The organism is Paenalcaligenes sp. Me52 (assembly GCF_050487965.1).
Classification (GTDB): domain Bacteria; phylum Pseudomonadota; class Gammaproteobacteria; order Burkholderiales; family Burkholderiaceae_B; genus Paenalcaligenes.
Map to the genome: position 1 here is coordinate 908,282 of NZ_JBKQFO010000001.1, position 18,066 is coordinate 926,347.

The 18,066-nt window shown below is 48.4% G+C and carries 15 protein-coding genes and 1 tRNA gene; 10 read left to right on the forward strand and 6 right to left on the reverse strand.

The window, feature by feature from the left end; all coding sequences use genetic code 11:
• Positions 1-3: 3 nt before the first annotated feature.
• Both ACLO87_RS04225 and serS read left to right on the forward strand, forming a co-directional pair.
• Positions 4-1,356, forward strand: a complete 1,353-nt coding sequence (locus ACLO87_RS04225) for a replication-associated recombination protein A (RefSeq protein WP_135863406.1) — start codon at positions 4-6, stop codon at positions 1,354-1,356.
• 48 nt (positions 1,357-1,404) lie between these two features.
• The gene (serS, locus tag ACLO87_RS04230; RefSeq protein ID WP_135863407.1) at positions 1,405-2,736 is read left to right on the forward strand and encodes a serine--tRNA ligase; all 1,332 of its coding nucleotides are present in this window, start codon (positions 1,405-1,407) and stop codon (positions 2,734-2,736) included.
• A 124-nt stretch (positions 2,737-2,860) separates the two neighbouring features.
• On the opposite strand, the gene ACLO87_RS04235 is transcribed toward serS, so the two are convergent.
• Together ACLO87_RS04235 and ACLO87_RS04240 are read right to left on the reverse strand one after the other, a co-directional pair.
• Complete coding sequence (locus ACLO87_RS04235) at positions 2,861-3,205, reverse strand: hypothetical protein (protein WP_135863408.1); 345 nt, start codon at positions 3,203-3,205, stop codon at positions 2,861-2,863.
• 165 nt (positions 3,206-3,370) lie between these two features.
• A complete protein-coding gene (locus tag ACLO87_RS04240) occupies positions 3,371-4,618 on the reverse strand; it encodes an NAD(P)/FAD-dependent oxidoreductase (RefSeq protein WP_430222869.1) in 1,248 nt (415 codons plus the stop codon).
• Positions 4,619-4,883: 265 nt separating this feature from the next.
• Between ACLO87_RS04240 and ACLO87_RS04245 the strand changes: the two genes are divergently transcribed.
• A complete protein-coding gene (locus ACLO87_RS04245) occupies positions 4,884-5,513 on the forward strand; it encodes a LysE family translocator (protein ID WP_430222870.1) in 630 nt (209 codons plus the stop codon).
• A gap of 20 nt (positions 5,514-5,533) precedes the next feature.
• Here the strand turns inward: ACLO87_RS04245 and ACLO87_RS04250 are convergent, their stop codons facing one another.
• Both ACLO87_RS04250 and ACLO87_RS04255 read right to left on the reverse strand, forming a co-directional pair.
• The gene (locus ACLO87_RS04250) at positions 5,534-6,634 is read right to left on the reverse strand and encodes a phosphoethanolamine transferase (protein ID WP_430222871.1); all 1,101 of its coding nucleotides are present in this window, start codon (positions 6,632-6,634) and stop codon (positions 5,534-5,536) included.
• Between the two features lie 778 nt (positions 6,635-7,412).
• Positions 7,413-7,502, reverse strand: a tRNA-Ser gene (locus tag ACLO87_RS04255).
• 278 nt (positions 7,503-7,780) lie between these two features.
• On the opposite strand from ACLO87_RS04255, the gene ACLO87_RS04260 reads away from it, so the two are divergent.
• Positions 7,781-8,563, forward strand: coding sequence for a 3-hydroxybutyrate dehydrogenase (locus tag ACLO87_RS04260; protein ID WP_135861481.1), 783 nt, complete (start codon positions 7,781-7,783; stop codon positions 8,561-8,563).
• Positions 8,564-8,582: 19 nt separating this feature from the next.
• The gene (gene yaaA, locus ACLO87_RS04265) at positions 8,583-9,362 is read left to right on the forward strand and encodes a peroxide stress protein YaaA (RefSeq protein ID WP_430222872.1); all 780 of its coding nucleotides are present in this window, start codon (positions 8,583-8,585) and stop codon (positions 9,360-9,362) included.
• A 47-nt stretch (positions 9,363-9,409) separates the two neighbouring features.
• On the opposite strand, the gene ACLO87_RS04270 is transcribed toward yaaA, so the two are convergent.
• On the reverse strand, positions 9,410-10,825 hold the full coding sequence (locus tag ACLO87_RS04270) for an amidase (protein ID WP_430222873.1): 1,416 nt from the start codon (positions 10,823-10,825) through the stop codon (positions 9,410-9,412).
• 177 nt (positions 10,826-11,002) lie between these two features.
• Between ACLO87_RS04270 and ACLO87_RS04275 the strand changes: the two genes are divergently transcribed.
• The 5 genes from ACLO87_RS04275 (at position 11,003) to ACLO87_RS04295 (ending at position 15,547) form a co-directional block, all read left to right on the forward strand.
• A complete protein-coding gene (locus tag ACLO87_RS04275; protein WP_430222874.1) occupies positions 11,003-12,205 on the forward strand; it encodes an ABC transporter substrate-binding protein in 1,203 nt (400 codons plus the stop codon).
• Between the two features lie 85 nt (positions 12,206-12,290).
• Positions 12,291-13,175 (forward strand): branched-chain amino acid ABC transporter permease, encoded by an 885-nt coding sequence (locus ACLO87_RS04280; protein WP_430222875.1) that lies wholly within the window; start codon positions 12,291-12,293, stop codon positions 13,173-13,175.
• Positions 13,172-14,125, forward strand: coding sequence for a branched-chain amino acid ABC transporter permease (locus ACLO87_RS04285; RefSeq protein WP_430222876.1), 954 nt, complete (start codon positions 13,172-13,174; stop codon positions 14,123-14,125). The genes ACLO87_RS04280 and ACLO87_RS04285 overlap by 4 nt, the downstream gene beginning before the upstream one ends.
• Entirely contained in the window at positions 14,103-14,819 is a 717-nt protein-coding gene (locus ACLO87_RS04290; RefSeq protein WP_430222877.1) for an ABC transporter ATP-binding protein, read from the forward strand. The genes ACLO87_RS04285 and ACLO87_RS04290 overlap by 23 nt, the downstream gene beginning before the upstream one ends.
• Positions 14,820-14,821: 2 nt before the next feature.
• Positions 14,822-15,547: an ABC transporter ATP-binding protein gene (locus ACLO87_RS04295; protein ID WP_135861474.1), complete on the forward strand. Its 726-nt coding sequence runs from the start codon at positions 14,822-14,824 to the stop codon at positions 15,545-15,547.
• Here ACLO87_RS04295 and ACLO87_RS04300 read toward each other — a convergent pair.
• Positions 15,542-17,806: an FUSC family protein gene (locus ACLO87_RS04300; RefSeq protein ID WP_430222878.1), complete on the reverse strand. Its 2,265-nt coding sequence runs from the start codon at positions 17,804-17,806 to the stop codon at positions 15,542-15,544. The genes ACLO87_RS04295 and ACLO87_RS04300 overlap by 6 nt on opposite strands.
• Positions 17,807-18,066 lie beyond the last annotated feature (260 nt).

Consider the following 18,066-nt stretch of genomic DNA (forward strand, 5'->3'; position numbering starts at 1 on the left):
CACATGAGTACAGATCTATTTTCTTCCGAATCCGGCGGCGCAGCACCTAGTGTGTATGCGCCGTTAGCCGAACGTATGCGTCCCAACACCTTAGATCAGGTGGCAGGGCAGCAAGACCTCGTTGGGCCAGGTAAGCCATTGCGCGTGGCCTTTGAGTCTGGCCGACCACACTCCATGATTTTTTGGGGGCCTCCTGGTGTAGGAAAAACCACGTTGGCACGCATGATGGCGCAAGGTTTTGATGCGCAGTTCTTAGCGATTTCAGCCGTCCTGGGTGGTGTCAAAGACATACGTGAGGCCGTCACCAAAGCACAGGTTGCACAAGCCCAAGGTCGCCGTACCATTCTGTTTGTGGACGAGGTGCATCGCTTTAACAAGTCTCAGCAAGATGCTTTCTTACCGTATGTAGAAAGCGGGCTGTTTACCTTTATTGGTGCTACCACCGAAAATCCATCGTTTGAAGTGAACTCGGCCTTATTGTCGCGTGCTCGCGTGTATGTGCTGCAGTCCTTAGCGCTGGAAGACTTGCAGTCGTTGTTCGATAGAGCACTCATCGTGTTGAACGAAGAGGAGCGCTATGGCGGGCAACTGAGTTTTACTGAAGCTGCCCGAGAGCAACTGTGCACATGGGCGGATGGCGATGCCAGACGCTTATTGAACACCATGGAAGTAGTGGCAGAGTCTGCCAATGGAGCAGGGCGTTTAGCCGTCGATGAAGAATGGCTAGAAACTGCTATGTCGCAAAACCTGCGACGTTTCGATAAAGGTGGCGATGCTTTTTACGACCAGATTAGCGCGTTGCATAAGTCTGTACGTGGCTCGGACCCCGATGCGTCGTTGTATTGGTTCTGTCGCATGCTGGATGGTGGCGTAGACCCTAAATACTTGTCGCGTCGTATTGTGCGTATTGCGTGGGAAGACATAGGCTTGGCTGACCCACGAGCCATGCAGATAGCGAATGATGCGGCGGCTACCTATGAACGTTTAGGCTCACCAGAGGGTGAGTTAGCGTTAGCACAAGCGCTGTTGTATCTGGCGATTGCACCAAAGAGCAATGCGGGCTATATGGCCTATAACCAAGCCCGTCGCTTTGTGATGGATAAAGGCAGTGCACCAGTACCTATGCATTTGCGTAATGCCCCTACGAAGCTCATGAAAGAGTTAGGGCATGGTAGCGAGTACAGGTATGCACACGATGAGCCTAATGGTTATGCTGCGGGCGAGCGTTATTTCCCAGATGGTATGCAGCCACGCTTTTATCAGCCAACAGACCGAGGTTTGGAAATCAAAATTGGTCAAAAACTGGCACAGCTAAAAGCGTGGGACGCCGAAGCGCGTCAGAAAAAAAACAAATAAATTCGCTACAATGTAGCCAACGAATTTTTTAATGGTACTTCTTCACCCATGTTAGATATCACCTTATTGCGTAAAGACCTACCCGCTGTTGTCGCTGCTTTGGCAACGCGTGGTGTAGCCTTTGATACAGACCGTTTTAATGGCTTAGAAGCCAAACGTAAATCCGTACAGGTGGAAACAGAGTCTTTGCAAGCACGTCGCAATGCATTGGCTAAACAAATAGGCCAGTTGAAAGCTAAGGGTGAAGATGCTTCCGCCGTGATGGAAGAATCCAAACAGATTCCACAAAAGCTGCAAGAGTTAGAGCAACAATTGGCTGCTGTGCAGTCTGAGCTAACTGGTTGGTTGGAAAGCATTCCTAACTTGCCACATAGCAGCACACCTGTGGGTGAGTCCGAAGAGCAAAACGTAGAGGTTAGCCGTTGGGTGCCCGGTAATTCCGCACCAGATGCTATTCCTGCGCCTTTCGCTTTTCCTGCTAAAGATCACGTAGAAATCGGTGAGCGCATCGGTCTGGACTTTGAGTCTGCCCGTAAGTTGTCTGGTGCACGCTTCATGATGCTGCGCGGTAATATTGCCCGCTTGCACCGTGCCTTGGCGCAATTCATGCTGGATGTGCAAACACAAGAGCATGGCTACACCGAGTGCTATACACCATACATCGTGAACGGTTCCACGTTGTACGGTACAGGCCAATTGCCTAAGTTCAAAGACGACATGTTCTGGGTTACTAAAGGTGGCCAAGAGAGCGATGACGAAGAAAACTCGGCAGAAGATTTGTACTTGATCTCTACGTCTGAAATTACACTGACCGGTTCGGTACGTGATGAAATTCTGAACGAACAAGATTTGCCAGTGAAGTTGACAGCTCACACACCATGCTTCCGTTCTGAAGCAGGTAGTGGCGGTAGAGATATGCGCGGCATTATTCGCCAACACCAGTTTGATAAAGTGGAAATGGTGCAAGTGGTGCATCCTGAGCATTCGTACGAAGCGCTGGAAGCCATGCGTGGCCATGCAGAAACTATTCTGCAACGTCTGGGTTTGGCATACCGTGTTGTAGCGTTGTGTACCGGTGATATGGGCTTTTCCGCTGCTAAGACCTACGACTTAGAAGTTTGGTTGCCAGCACAAAATACATGGCGTGAAATTTCCTCAGTGTCTAACTGTGAAGCTTTCCAAGCCCGTCGTTTGCAAGCCCGTTTCCGTCAAGACAAAGGCAGACCAGAGTACGTGCATACACTGAACGGCTCCGGTTTGGCGGTTGGTCGTGCATTGGTGGCTATTTTGGAAAATTACCAGCAAGAAGACGGCTCATTGCGTGTACCAGAAGCGCTGCGCCCATACATGGGTGGTGCAGAGGTCTTGGCATCAGCCTAAGTAAAATAGGCTGCTTTGTCATAGCAGCCTTTGGCTTATCTCGCTCACAATGATTTTGTAGGTTAGTGGGTGGTAGGTAAGGCAGCAATAAAAAAACCAGGCTTAGCCTGGTTTTTTTACGTGCTTACTTCATGGTGACTGGATAGTCTTTAGGTAAAGGAAGTAGCAGCGTACGAGGTTTGGCTTGGGCTGCAGGCTTGTTGCCGCGCGATACTAGCCATAAAAACAGACAGATCCAAAACAGTAAGGTGAGAACCTTGGTAGGTACGGTATTTAGGCTGGCGTAACCTGTGCTCGCTGATGCTTGCACATGTAGTAGTGTGGCTAGCGCAGGAAACTGGCCTATGGCCTCCAAGATCAAATTGCCGGGAAGTTGGAAAGCCCAACGTAAGGTTTCCCAAATCTCCCACATGCTGAATTTCCCATCACCGTTGATATCCATTGACCATTGTAGAGTGCGGATATACATGACAACCTCCTATAAGAAGTAAGGTATAGGCATGGACTGATCAGTATTTATACAGGACCGTTAAAACTACTATATACCTGATATGTATGCTGAATATTCAGGTTTTCCCTTAATAAAAAAAGACCCGCTGGAGGCGGGTCTTTTTTGTGTGCACAATCGTTGATATTACGCAAATCGATCAGAGCGGAAAGGCTGAGGATCAATGTAAGGTGTGTCGCCTTCCATCATTTCAGCGACTAACCTGCCAGTTGCTGGTCCCAAGGTGAAGCCTTGGTGTGCATGGCCGAATGCCAACCACAATTGTTGGTGCGCATGAGCAGAGCCAATTACTGGTTTCATGTCTGGCATGCAAGGTCTAGAGCCAAACCATGGTTGTGGCTCAATGCCTTCGCGCAGTGCAGGCATAATCTCACGTGCCAGTTTTTCGTCTTCAGTGATTTGGTCTGTGCGCACGGGGTCAGTCATGAGTGCAAACTCAGCGCCTGTAGTCAGACGTACACCGGCTTGCATAGGACCCAGCACAAAGCCTTTGTCATTGTCGATAACGCTGTGATTCAACACTGCACCTTCCGCCAGTTTGTAGTGACGGTGATGGCCGCGCAACGGGAACAATGGGAAGTTATAGCCCAAAGGTTGCAACAGTTGAGCAGACCACGGGCCAGCAGCCACAACTAAGTTTGCAGCGCGCAGCGTACCGTCAGAGGTAGACACTACCCATTCATCGCCTTCACGGCGAATGGCTTGGATTTCGCTTTGTTGCAGCGTGCCGCCATTGTCCGTAAAGTTTTTAGCGTAGGCTTTGACCAGTGCGCTGGGGTTAATTACTTGCCATGAGTTCAGCCAATGAATAGCACCGGCATACACCGAGGCGTTCAGGCTAGGTTCTTCAGCTTGCAGTGCTTCACGATCTAAAGATTTGAATTCAACACCGTGGTGTTTGGCTTTTTCAGCAGCATGCAAACCTTCTTGCCAGCTTTTATGGCTACGGTGAGTTTGAATCCAACCTACTTTACGTACTAAGTTTTCTGCACCCGCAGCAGTGAACATGCGTTCGTGCTCGGTGGTGCAATGCTCAATCAATGTTGCCCACTCTTTAACGATTTTCTCAAAGCGCTCTGGGGCAGAGTTCTTCCAATATTGCATTAGCGGGCTGGCGTAGTGCAGCATCGCGCCGGGTCTATAACGTATGTCGGTGCTTTGGTTAGGCAGGATACGCAGAATTTCGGAAAGCTCGCGAGGAAAGCTATGGGGATAAATAGCTTCACGCTGAATTAGCCCAGCATTGCCATAAGAGGTTTCTTCGCCAGGTGCTTTACGGTCTACCAGAGTTACGGCATGGCCACGTTGGTTCAAGTGCCACGCGATGGATGTACCCACCATGCCAGCACCGATTACGATGGTTTCTTTTTTCATGAAGTAATTAGTCCATTAGCCACTAAAAAAGAGAGCAGCCGAAAGGAAAGTCATCATCGTTTCCAAACGCTGCAATATTGAGCTTATGTGTCATTTTACACGCATTGAATCTGGCTGTAGCGATAGAGTAAGGAGTTTTTATCCCACTTAATGATGCCCCTAGGTCATTGCGTAGTTGCTTATGGACAGCTAGGAGGAACAGGTCTTACAGTGATGCCTATGCTTTCTTATCCTGTTTCAGGGTTGATTTTTCAAGGATGGTTTCATGCCACTTTCCGTAGACCAGTTCTGGGCATTTCTGCTAACTGCTGTAGCGGTGACGGCATCCCCTGGCCCTGATAATTTAATGGTACTGGGCGTGGGTATGTCTAAAGGGCGACGCTATGGAATGATATTCGGCTTAGGCTGTGCGCTGGGGTGCATTAGCCATACTGTGTTAGCGGTACTAGGGGTGAGTGCGCTGATCATGGCCTCACCTACAGCATTTACGATTTTAAAAATTGCTGGGGGCTTGTACTTGCTGTGGCTAGGTATACAGGCGTTGCGTAGCAGTGGGCAGGTGCGTGCTGTAGCGGCTGATGTGCAACCATCGATGCAGGGGTTATTTATTAAAGGCTTGGTGGCAAATGCGATCAACCCCAAGGTGATTATGTTTTTTCTGGCGTTCTTGCCGCAGTTTGTGCAGTCACAGCAAGGTAGCGTCAGTCTACAAATGGCTGTGCTAGGGATTATCTTTACGATGCAATCCGTTGTGCTATTTGTCGCGCTAGGTTTTTTTGCTGGTAGCGTGGGGCAATGGTTAAATCGACGCCCACGTGCAGGAGTATGGTTGGATAGGCTGGCTGGTGGTGTGTTTGTAGCGTTGGGGTTGCGCTTGTTGATTGCAAAACCCTAGCCAGCCTATCTAGGGTGAGTTTATTTATCCCGTATATCTATAGCAGGGTCAGGCGAGCGAGATGGCGTGGTCAGCCTGTTTTGTAAACCATAGTTATCCGGGTCATCTACACAATCAAACAAACTATAGCTAGACGATAAGCGACTATTTTCTATTCCCATCCAATTGGCTAATCCATTCACGAAATTCAAGCCTGATTTAAAGGCGCTGCATTCGCGTCTTTCTAGATCATTGGATGAGGTCACAAATAATGGAATGTCATAGTCTTCTCTATTACCTATGCTGCTGACCAATAGAATCCCGCTGTCTTTTTTGCGTTCCTCATGAGATAAGCCGTGGTCAGAGAAGTAGAGCATGGAGTACGTAGCATGGTGAATGGAGTACTCGGTTTCCATTAGGTTGTTGATGGATTGCAAAATGTCATCGGTTTTGTGCATGGATGAGATATAGCAATTGATGTGCTCATACCTATTACTTTCTGTGGTGGTAATCTTCCTGTAATCGCTAATGCGCTCGCATGCTTTAGGGTGTGAGCCATAAAGGTGCACCACAATCAGTTTTTTCTCGTTTGGGTTTTGCGTGACAACCTTGGCTACCTCAGCGAGTAAGTCAAAGTCACTGGTGGGTTTTTGCACCATGCCAGAGTACTTAGTGAAGAAGGTAGAATCGCTGCGTTTAGCAATGGCTGAAATAGGTGTATCGAACTCACCAATGTAGGGCTGGTTAGAAATCCAATAGGTTTTTATGCCAGCCGACTTAGCCAGATCAATAATATTAAGCCCATAGTTAGGTTCCCAGTGATCAGTGTCTGGGTGTGTGAGCATAAGGCGTAGCGAGCTGACGGTATTTGGGCCGCCAGCAGTTAAACCACTAACAAGCGTGCCATTAGCATTGCTCATGAATGGGGTGTTGCTAATGGGGTAGCCGTAGGCGTGAAGGTAGTCGCGTCTGGCGCTTTCGCCTATGACCAGAATGTAGTTATCAAACGCGGAGTCTTTTAGTACAGACTCTGGCCATGCATTTTCTAAACTGAAGTTACTTAACTCTGATAACTCACTTTTTACTTTTGCTGACGACTCCACTATAGAACTAATGAATTGCAACGGAGTTTGCCTCAGCATGGCAAAGATAATAATAATGCACAGCAGTGTTTTGTTCTTATAGAAATCTATGCAAAATTTAGTAGTTAAAAATCTAAAGAGTAAGATTCCTCCAATAATAAGTGGAGGATACAGAAAGTTCTTCAGAGGAATCTGACTAAAAAACTCGGATGTTTCTATCAGATCGGTAGAAAATATGGATGCAGCGTATTGATATGAAACGGGGCCAAAAATTAAGCCTATTGGCGCATAAAGAGCATGTATCAATGCTGCAGGGAATACCAGAAACCAGAAAGATTTCTTGGATGAGTTTAAGATAACAATCAAGGACATCAATAGAAAGACGCTTCTTCCCTTGGTGTCTAGCCCAGCACCTGAAAGCATCAGTTTAGAGGTGAAGAACAATAAAACTAATGCAATAACTGAAAAGAATAGTTTTGTATAAGATATTTTAGGTAATAGGGGCATTATTGTTATTGACTACATATAGTATTTGCCAGGCCTATGGTTTTATATGGCCCACTCTGATTTCTCTGATTAAGAATTGTAATGGTAGAGTCATAAAACGTGCAGTATTCGCGAGAAGGCGAGATGAATACTGCTGTTTTTTTGCAGTAGTACACAAGAGAGTAGGAGGTGTGCGGATAGTCTAGCCCCACCGCTTCTATGGATGAGCGCTAGGCATAGTTATTGAGGGCTGTAGGTGGGGGACGGCATCGCTCAAGAGACAAGCACAATAAAAAACACCCCAAAACTGACATTCATCAATTTTGGGGTGTTTTTTAGTACTGCTATGTCTTGGCGGGCAGGGTGAGATTCGAACTCACGATACGTTTGCACGTATACCGAATTTCGAGTCCGGCGCATTCGACCACTCTGCCACCTGCCCGCTGGTATCCTAAGACAAGAAAAGAATTCTAGCAGGCTTTTACGCATTTGGCTACTTGTGTGAAGCTGACTTATTGAGATGGTAGAGGCTGCAGCATCTCAGCATGGAAATAGGGTGTAAGCAGTAGGTAGAAGCCTATCTTTAGAGCGATTTGATAGCGAACGTCGCGATAGGCCACTTAATGTGGACGTATTCTTGGAGGCGCAAAACAGAGAGTTGGGATTTATGTGTAGAATTCTGAGATATGTATAGGATTTTGAACGCGTAAAGGAGCACGTATGTTAAGTGGAAAAACGGCTGTGGTGACAGGGTCAACCAGTGGCATTGGGTTGGCTATAGCGCAAGGGCTGGCGGCACAAGGGGCCAACATAGTGCTGAATGGCTTTGGTGATAAAGCAGCCATTGAAAAGCTACGCATCAACATAGAACTGCAAAGCGATGTGAAAGCCATTTACTTGCCAGCCGATTTGAGCACAGCTGAAGGCGCGCGTGAGTTGATCAACGAGGCGCAAGCGCAAATGGGTAGTGTAGATATTCTGGTGAATAACGCAGGTATCCAACATACCGATGCGGTAGAAGAGTTTCCTGTAGAGCGTTGGGATGCCATTATCGGATTGAACTTGTCTGCGGTGTTCCATACCAGTGCAGCGGCGTTGCCTGCAATGCAAGCAAAAGGCTGGGGGCGCATCATTAATATCGCTTCTGCGCACGGCTTAGTGGCCTCTGTGCACAAATCCGCTTATGTAGCAGCTAAGCATGGTGTGGTTGGTTTAAGCAAAGTCATCGCGTTAGAAAACGCAGGTAAAGGGATTACGTGTAATGCCATTTGCCCAGGCTGGGTACGTACCCCATTGGTGGAAAAGCAAATTGAAGCCTTGGCTAAAGCGAATCAAACCGATATTGAAACGGCAGCTAAAGCATTGTTAGCCGAGAAACAGCCATCCTTGCAGTTTGTGACGCCGGAGCAATTGGCAGGTGCCGCCGTATTTTTGTGTACGGATGCAGCAGACCAAATGACAGGTACTACACTGACGTTGGACGGTGGTTGGACAGCCCGTTAAGTTTTTGTGAGAGATATTTATGTTGTTTGTACTTTCTCCAGCAAAAAAGCTGGACTATGACTCACCTGTTCGTACCACGTTGCACACACAACCTATGTTTGTGCCACAAGCTAAAGAACTGATTGAGATCATGCGTGGCAAAAGCGAGGAAGATATCGCGAACTTGATGAGCATTAGCAAAGATTTGGCCCACTTAAATGCCGAGCGCTATGCCCAGTGGGAGCCTACATTTACGTTGCAAAATGCCAGACAAGCGATCTTGGCGTTCAATGGCGATGTGTATGAAGGCTTGCGTGCTGATGAGCTTTCTGACAAGCAGTTAGAATGGGCACAACAGCATCTGTTGTTATTAAGTGGGTTGTATGGTGCGTTGCGCCCACTAGACCTAATGCAGCCTTACCGATTGGAAATGGGTACGCGTTTACAGAACCCACAAGGCGCCAATTTGTATGCATTCTGGGGCGACACCATTGGTCGTTATTTGGCTAAGCAAGCCGCAGAAGGTTCTGGCGATAAGGTATTGGTGAACTTGGCTTCGGAAGAGTACTTTAAAGCGGTAGATCTTAAAGCCGCTGGTTTGCCTGTGGTGCAGTGTGTATTCCAAGACCAAAAAAATGGTGCGTGGAAAATCATCAGTTTTTATGCGAAAAAAGCACGTGGTTTGATGATGCGTTATGCCATTGATAACAGTGTGAATACGGTAGAAGGCCTTAAAGGCTTTGATACGGCAGGCTATGAGTATCAGCCAGAGCTGTCATCAGACACTAAGTTGGTGTTTAGACGACCTGAACAAGCCTAACAATTACCCCGTCAATGCCTAAAATGGGCTGACGGGGTAACGTAGTTTTAGGCTAGCGCTTGCAGATTGGGACTATCAGCTAGTCCCAATTTTTTTTCTATGGCGCACGAAATCGCCAATATCTCCGCATCGTTGCCAGCAGATGCCATCAACTGCAATCCCACAGGTAGCGCACCGCTACGATCTTTAAGCGGTATGGATACTGCACATTGCTCCAAGTAGTTCGATGGCTGGGTGTTTTGAGTCATACCCAATGCCAACGTTAGTGCTTGTTGTGGATTATCAAACTCACTGATCAACGGTGCAGCCACTGTAGTGACTGGACTGATCCATGCATCAAATCCGTGAAAACGTTCTTTCACGCGTTCAATGCTAGCTTGGCGTTTTGCTTCCAAAGCGAGGAAATCAGCAGCCTTGCTGTGTAGCCCTGTTTCCATACGTGTGCGGATAACGGGGTCAATCTGCTGCTTATTTGCCTCAAAGAAATCGGCTCCTAATGCGGCAATTAACGACGCAGGCATGGTGAGCGGGAAATAGTGTTGACGTTCAGATGCCTCTGGTATCTGGATGGCGTCAATGCGGCAGCCTGCTTGGCTGAGTTTGTGGGCGGCAGTCTGATAGCTTTTGGCTACATCATCCGATAAACCATCAAAGAAGTGATGATCTGGTTGACCCAGTCGTAAGCGGTCTAAGCAAGGCTCAGTAGTGTTGGCGCTATAGCGATAGCCAAACAATTGGGCCGAGATAGTATGGAAAGCCAGTTGTGCATCTGCCGCGCTACGGGCTAGTAAGCCAATGGTGTCTACGCGTGGGTCTAGTGCTACGACGCCTTCGGTAGGCCATAGTCCAAAAGAGGTTTTGAGGCCGAAGATACCGTTAAAGGCAGCAGGCACACGTACAGAACCACCCGAGTCTGAACCTATAGCGAACGCACACATGCCAGAGGCTACGGCTACGGCAGAACCTGAACTGGAGCCACCTGGAATGCGATGATGTTCTAGATCCCATGGGTTATGTGGCGTGCCACGCGATTCGGATACGCCTGTAATACCCAAGCAGAATTCCACTGTTTTGGTTTTTCCTAGCAGCACGCAGCCGGATTTTCTTAACGCTTGTACAAAGGGGCCCTCAACCTCAGAGCGCATGCGACTGATGTCCACATTGCTACCTGCTTTAGGGGCAGGGAATCCGTTGATGGTGAATACATCTTTGATGGCAATAGGCAGCCCCATCAGCGGGCCTAGATCGGTGCCTGCCGCCAATAGGCTATCCATCGCACGAGCGCTGGCTAGCGCACCTTCAGCATCAATAAACTCAAAAGCCTGCAGGCTAGGGTCTAGCTTTTTGATGCGCTCCAAATAGCGAGCCGTAACATCTTCAGATCGAATAGAGCCTGCACGCAAGGCGTGAGCAAATTGCTCTAGTGACATATTTTCAAGAGGGTTGGGAGCTAATGCCGTCATGTGAAACCTGCGTAGTCAGAGTAGGGGCGGAAGGCTCTTTGTAGCGTAAGACTAAAGTATTACCTATTGGTATTGCCCCTGATTACTGTGTCAGTTCTCGACTCTGTATTATTTTTTACGCCATTGCATTTATGGTCATGGCGGATGACATTAAAAAATAAAGTGTGGAGAGACAGCATGCGAGTAGTAAAAAAGATAAGCATAGGTGCGTTAGCACTATCGTTGGCGGCAGTGGGCTTTTCCACGCCAGTGTTTGCTCAAGTGAAAGTGGGGGTGATTAACAGTACCTCTGGCGCTTTCTCAGCGTTTGGGCAACGCTATCAAACCGGTATGGATGTGGCATTGGAAGAAATCAATGCGGCGGGTGGTATTAACGGCGAGATGCTAGAGCTGGTTGTGCAGGATGACCGTTCTGAGGCACAAAGTGCTTTGGCCGCGGTAGAGTCCATGAAAAACCAAGGTATTCCTTTGGTGATAGGTTCTTATGCGTCTTCCATTACAGGCCCTATGGCACGGTTAATGACACGCCAAAAAATGCCATTGATTGTGCTGGGTAGTGCGGATGACAGCATTACTAACCCAGGTTCACCGTGGGTGTTCCGCGCTAAGCATAACTCCACCATTGTGGCGAATACCTACTTTGATTTTTTTGATAGCCTGCGTGACAAAGACCCTGAAGGATTGAAGAATGTCGCCATATTGCACGGTAACGGTGCATGGCCTACCTCGCTGGCAGAGGAAGGTAAGCGTCAGATTGAAAAGCGTGGTTATAGCCTGAGTGCTTCCCAAGCTTACGACCAAGGTACCACTGATTTCAGACCAATTTTGAACCGCTTCAGATCAGCGAACCCCGACATTCTGTACATCGTTTCTTATGCGGAAGATGGCGTAGCCATTACACGTCAGATGAAAGAGGTGGGGCTAAACGCCAAAATTATTTCGCTGGATACTTCATCGTCCTTGCCTAGTTACATCGAGCAAGTGGGTGATTTAGCAGACTATGTCGTGTCTACTGTCAGCTGGAGTAAAGACGTGAAATACGATGGCGCAGCCGAGTTGGAAGAGCGCTTACGTGCTAAGGCAAATGGCGAGCCATCTTTTTACGAAGCAGAAGGGTATTTGGCTGTGCGTGTAGCGGCAGATGCGCTGCAACGTGCGAAGAGCAAAGACCCTGAAGACATTCGCCAAGCGTTAGCTGAAACGAATCTGGAAACTCCCGTCACAAGCGTGACATTTGAGGATTGGGGCCCATTCAAAGGCCAAAACCCAATACGTAGTTTGATCCTGCAGATCCAAGACGGCAAACACGTTACCGTGTTCCCAGAGGACTTGGCAGCTAAAGCTCCGCAATACCCAACTCCTGCTTGGGACCAACGTTAAGGTCATGACACACAAGCCCCGCATGGGGCTTGTTGCTAGACAGTGTTTCCCATTTCTGTCTGTAGTACAGACGGAGGAGTTGTAGATGTTTGATTGGGTTTCCTTGGTGCAGAACCTTTCCAACGGTGTGTTGATTGGTTCGGTGTATGCCTTGATAGGTATAGGGCTCACGCTAATTTTTGGTGTGATGCGGGTTATTAACTTTGCCCACGGTGATTTTGTTGTATTGGGTATGTATGTAGCCGTGTTGATGAGTGGATTGCTAGGTTGGGATCCGTATTTCTCATTGGTAGTGGCGCTGCCTTTGGGTTTTGTGCTGGGTAGCTTGGTGCAAAAAGTGATTCTGGCTCGCATTATTGATGCACCACCAGAGACCAGCATGCTGGCAACTCTGGGTGTGTCGTTGGTGATTGCGAACTTGTTGTTGCTGGTTTTTGGAGGCGACCCACAATCTGTTCATGTGAGCTATGCCTCTAGTACCTTACCCATTGGTCCAGTGAATTTGTCTATGGTGTTGTTGCTGGCAGGTGTAGCAACGGTAGTGGTGACAGCAGGCTTGTATGCATTGTTGAATCACACCGAATTAGGTAGGGCTATACGTGCCACGGCTGAAAATCGCTTGGGAGCAGAGCTGGTTGGTGTGGATACCCGCAAGGTGCAATCGGTGGTGTTTGGTTTGGGTGTGGCTCTGGCCTTAACGGCTGGTGTTGCTCTGATTCCTATGTTGTATGCCACGCCTACTGTCACAGGCCCGCTGTTTACGCTTAAGGCTTTTGTGGTCACGGTGTTAGGTGGCCTGGGCAATATAGGTGCTGCCATCGCTGGTGGTTTGGTGCTAGGTATTGTAGAAATTTTAGGTGCTTCGTACCTGTCTTCTGAATACAGAGATGTATACGGGTTGATTGTGTTCCTGGCGGTATTGCTGTTTAAACCCGAAGGGCTCTTTGGAAAGTCGGTGAAGCGAGTATGAAAAAGCACTACTTAATTTTAGCCGGCCTCATGATTCTGGCTGCGCTCTATCCCGTGGTGTCTCCCGTGTACTTAACGGTAGCCATCAGTATTTTTCTTTTCATAGGCTGGGCAACAGCGTGGGATTTGTTAGGAGGTTGGGCAGGGCAGGTTAGTTTGGGGCACGTGAGTTTCGTCGGTATAGGCGCTTATGTGGTGGCCGTAGGTATTGAACACTATCACTTGCCATTGTGGTTGTGCGTGCTGCTGGCGATGGCGTTTTCTGCTGTGTTGGCCTATGCCTGGGGGCGTTTGACGTTTCGTTTAAGTGGCCCATATTTCACGTTGTCTACCATTGCGATTGCTGAAACCTTACGTCTCATTGCTATCAATGAAACGTGGCTGACAGGCGGTGCAACCGGTGTGTTTATTAGCGAGTTACCAGAACCTTTTGGGTTGGACTTGTTTGATAAATGGAACCAGTACTACATGGCATTGCTGTTTGCCGGGCTGTGTATCCTCACTGTGATGGTGATTTCTCGTAGGAAATTTGGCTATGAACTACGGGCGATACGTGAGGATGAACAATCTGCTATGGCTGCAGGTATTAATCCAACCAAAGTGAAGCTGAGAGCATTCATGGTGTCGGCCATGTTGACGGCATTGGGTGGTTGCATTTACGGCATTTTCTTGTCCTTTATGGAACCGCATGTGATGTTCGGCTTGCTGATGTCCATACAGATTGCGCTAACCGCCATTATTGGTGGGCGTGGCACGATTTGGGGGCCGGCAGTAGGTGCTGTGCTGTTGATAGTCTCGGGTGAAATTTTCCGTACAACCTTTGCTCACGCCAATATGTTGGTGTATGGCTTATTAATTCTCTTAGTAATTCTGTTTTTCCCACGCGGTTTGTTGGGTGAGTTGGTACGTAACATGGTTCGGAGGGGTTATGCACGCCGCACTCAAAGCTGAAAATATTACGGTGCGTTTTGGCGGTGTGGTTGCTGTCAATAATGTCAGTCTGCATTTGCCCGAAGGCGGAGTACTAGGGCTAATAGGCCCTAATGGTGCAGGCAAAACTACCTTGTTCAATGCCATCACGGGGTTTGTTCCGGTGGCAGAGGGAAAGGTGCACTATTACCAAACCGAAGTCACGCATTTGCCACCCTATAAGCGTACTGCTTTAGGTATGGGGCGTACCTTTCAAACTGAGCGTCCCTTCGAGGAGCTGACTGTTTTAGAAAACGTATTGGTAGCAGCTTTTTTACGAGCTTCCAAACGTAGTGAGGCAGAAGATATCGCGATGGAGGCCCTGCAAAAAGTAGGGCTGGCAGACAGGGCTTATCAACCTGCTTCTGATCTTAATCTCGCCAGATTACGTAGGCTGGAGTTGGCCAAAGCTTTGGCCACGCAGCCTAAGGTGCTGTTTCTGGATGAAATCATGGCAGGGTTAAATCCTCCGGCCTTGCACGAGATGATCACGTTTTTACGATCACTGACTGACACTGGGGTATCTATCTTGATGGTGGAACACATTATGGAGGCCATCATAGAGCTATCAGATCATGTGTTGGTGCTGGCAAGTGGCAACTTAATTGCTGAAGGTAAGCCACGCGATGTGGTGGCTGATCCACGAGTGATTGATGCGTATTTGGGGACGGACTAATCATGCAAACACAACCAGAAATAGTCCTAAGCGTACGCAATGCCGATTTGGGCTACGGTACCCTGCAAGTGGTGTTTGATGTCAGCCTAGAGGTTAAACGTGGCGAGTTAATTGGTTTGGTGGGCGGAAACGGCAGTGGCAAGTCTACGATGCTGCGTGCTGTGTCAGGCATGATCAAACCTATGGCGGGTGAGATTCTGTTTAATGGGCAATCCATAGCAGGGTTGAAACCGCATCAAACCGCACGATTAGGTTTGGCTCACGTGCCTATGGGTAGGCAATTATTTCCCAATTTGAGTGTGAAAGAAAACCTGCTCATGGGGGCGTATTTGCCGCACTTACGCGCCACACGGGATCAACGCCTAGACGAGGTCACTACCTTATTTCCTGACTTGAAAAAATACGAATCCAGCTTGGCTGGAGCGTTATCAGGTGGGCAACAGCAAATGGTGGCTATTGGTCGTGCATTAATGCTGGATCCCATTATGCTGATCATGGATGAACCTAGCATTGGTTTGTCACCGCTGTATGTGAAAGAGGTGATGAAAGCCATACGCAAGGTGGCTGACACGGGCTTACCTGTGCTGCTGGTAGAGCAGAATATCAAACAGGTATTGCAGGTCAGCGATCGTACCTATGTGCTGGAAAACGGCAGGCTGGTGCTGGAAGGCACCGCTGCTGAATTAGAAGGACACCCCGTCATTCGCAAGGCGTACTTGGGACTATGATGCGGTGAGTAAGGGTTGGGTATGTTCTGCCATATCCAACCCTTTCATGTCTTGTTGTATTAGCTGTGAAGCTTTGATCATTTGGCGTAAGGGGTACGCCAGCATTGCTAACTCACCCTCAGTTTCCAGTGTAGGGCTGGTGTTTTCTACTGTCTGATCATGCAAAATGCCTTGAATGGCGGTAATGGCTTCGTCTATGCCGGGTGGAATGCTTTCCAGCGTGGCTAGCAGCGGAATACTGGCACTGATTTGTGATGCCAGTACATGGTTCTGAATCAGCAAATTATTGAATAGCGCGACATTCCATTGACGACTGGCGGGTTCATCCATCATGCGATAAAAGCCAGATGCAAAGTTATCAAACGAAATATAGACCTGACGTTTAGCCAGTTGCCATTGAGTATCAGCCTCGGCTAGTTGTGCGGCCAAGGCGGCATCTACAGGTTCGCTATCAGGGTTGCTTGCCTGTAGTTGTACGGCTTGCTGATACTGACGATTCAGTTCGGCGTATTGCAATCCAGTAGTTAAATAATGTCGGTTAGCTTGCAGAGATTCGCGGGCGAAGCTGCTCATAGAGCTGGCTTCCCACTTAGGCAGTACGTAACTACATAGTAAGGCAATAGCACACCCAATCAGCGTGTCTATAAAGCGCTCACTGATGACAAAGGTGCTGCTGGCGTATAAGAACTGAAATGAGATCAGTGCCGAGATAGTCAAAAAGGCTGCTGATAACAAATAGTGCAACTGCACCAAACTCTTACCCATGACATAAGCGAGTAACAGAGCAATAAAGTAGAACTCTTTATTGTCGGTGACGCTAAACAAAATAAAGGTCAGCAAGCACCCTAAAGCCGTACCACCTAGACGCCACGTATTACGCTGTTTGGTCTGTGCAAAGCCAGGTTTCAGAATCACCAGAATGGTTAGGATGATCCAGTTACTTTGGTTGGCTAAGGAATTCAGTGACTCGGTGGTGCTCGTGAATTGTGCTGCTAATGCCGGCACAGCCAGAGCCAAAATAGAGGCTACTGTCACACGAATGGCATAGCGGAAGCTAGATGAGCTCAGGCGTAGGTTGCTACGGAACAAACCCAGATGTATTTCTTCGCGCGACAAGAAACGGCTTAAGGATTTGTCCAAATACTGATCCAGAGGAATATCTGTACCCGTACGTTTGGTGTTGGCCGCCATATGGTCAATGGTTTGTTTGGCTACACGTAAGCGACGCAGTACTTGCAGCAACAAACCATACAGCTCGGGGTCTTGTTGTTGCATGCCTTTTTGTTTGTAGCGCTCTAGTTCATATTCCATCGCACGTATTTCCGCTTTCACGCTAATGCGTTGCACGGTTTTTTTGCGGCGAGATACGTTCAGCGCAATACGTACTACCTCTGCTGATTGCTTTTGTAGTGCATCATGAGCAAACTCCATGAAATCACTTTCACCTAGTTTGCGTCGCAGGGTGTGGTAGTCGGTATGGGTGGCAACCAGGGTATCCAGCAACGACACCATGTTGGTGTACAACACCAGCAATGTGGTGCGGTATTGGTCGCCACGACTTTTGATGCCTTTAGGCAGTTCACGCAACACCATGTCACGAGCTGACTGTTGAAGCTCGGCCATGCTGGACTGTGCTTTGATGAGGTCCCTATACGTCGCATCCAAATCTGAGTTCACATCATAGAACTTGGATCTAGCCAACATGTATTTAGCTGTAGCGTGCAAGGCCATAGACAGCGTGCGGCGTTCCTCACCCAGCCACAACAAATACCTAAAGAGCAAACTAAAGGCAAAGTAAAACAGGCCACCAGTAAAAGAGAATAGGGTGTGCAGCAGTACGGTATCGCCAGAGGTGGGTTCGCGCAGGCTAAGCGTCATCAACAGCAAGCAAGCAAAGCCAATCAAACCACCGCGTGGCCCATACACGTTGAGCATGGAAAAGAAGAAGCACAGTATGGGAACCAGTATCCATGTGCCCCATAGCGATCCAGCAGCAAAGGTGGTTAAGGCAACAGTAACAGTGCCCAGTGCTATACCACCCAGCATTTCGTTGGTGCGGTAGCGTTTTGGGCCGCCGGGCTGGTCAATGACGGCCACACATAGCGCGCCCATGGAGGCAATAATCCCCATGCCATACAACTGAAAACCACCCCCCAGCACTATAACGGGCAACAAAATACCCGCAGCCTGCCGTAGCCCGCCTAGCAGGTAGTGGCTGTAAAGAAAGCGCTGTAACTGAGGAAAGAAAGTGGTGCTCATGTTGTGGTTCTACATACAGATTCACCAGTATAAGATGCCCAACCCATACTGTGGGTGAAGATAATTTGCGGTTTACCAACAATTGCAGTTGATTGACATTTGGCAACAGGGTAAAGTGTCTGATGCCTTAGCTCATCCGCTGGGGCAGTAGGGCTCTTTGCACGGGTCATCAACCCGTTTTTTTGCGCCTTTTTATTTGTTGCTGGCCGCGCCACAAGCGTGAGATGCCAGGACTTCCATTTCATGCTATCGCGTTTGTA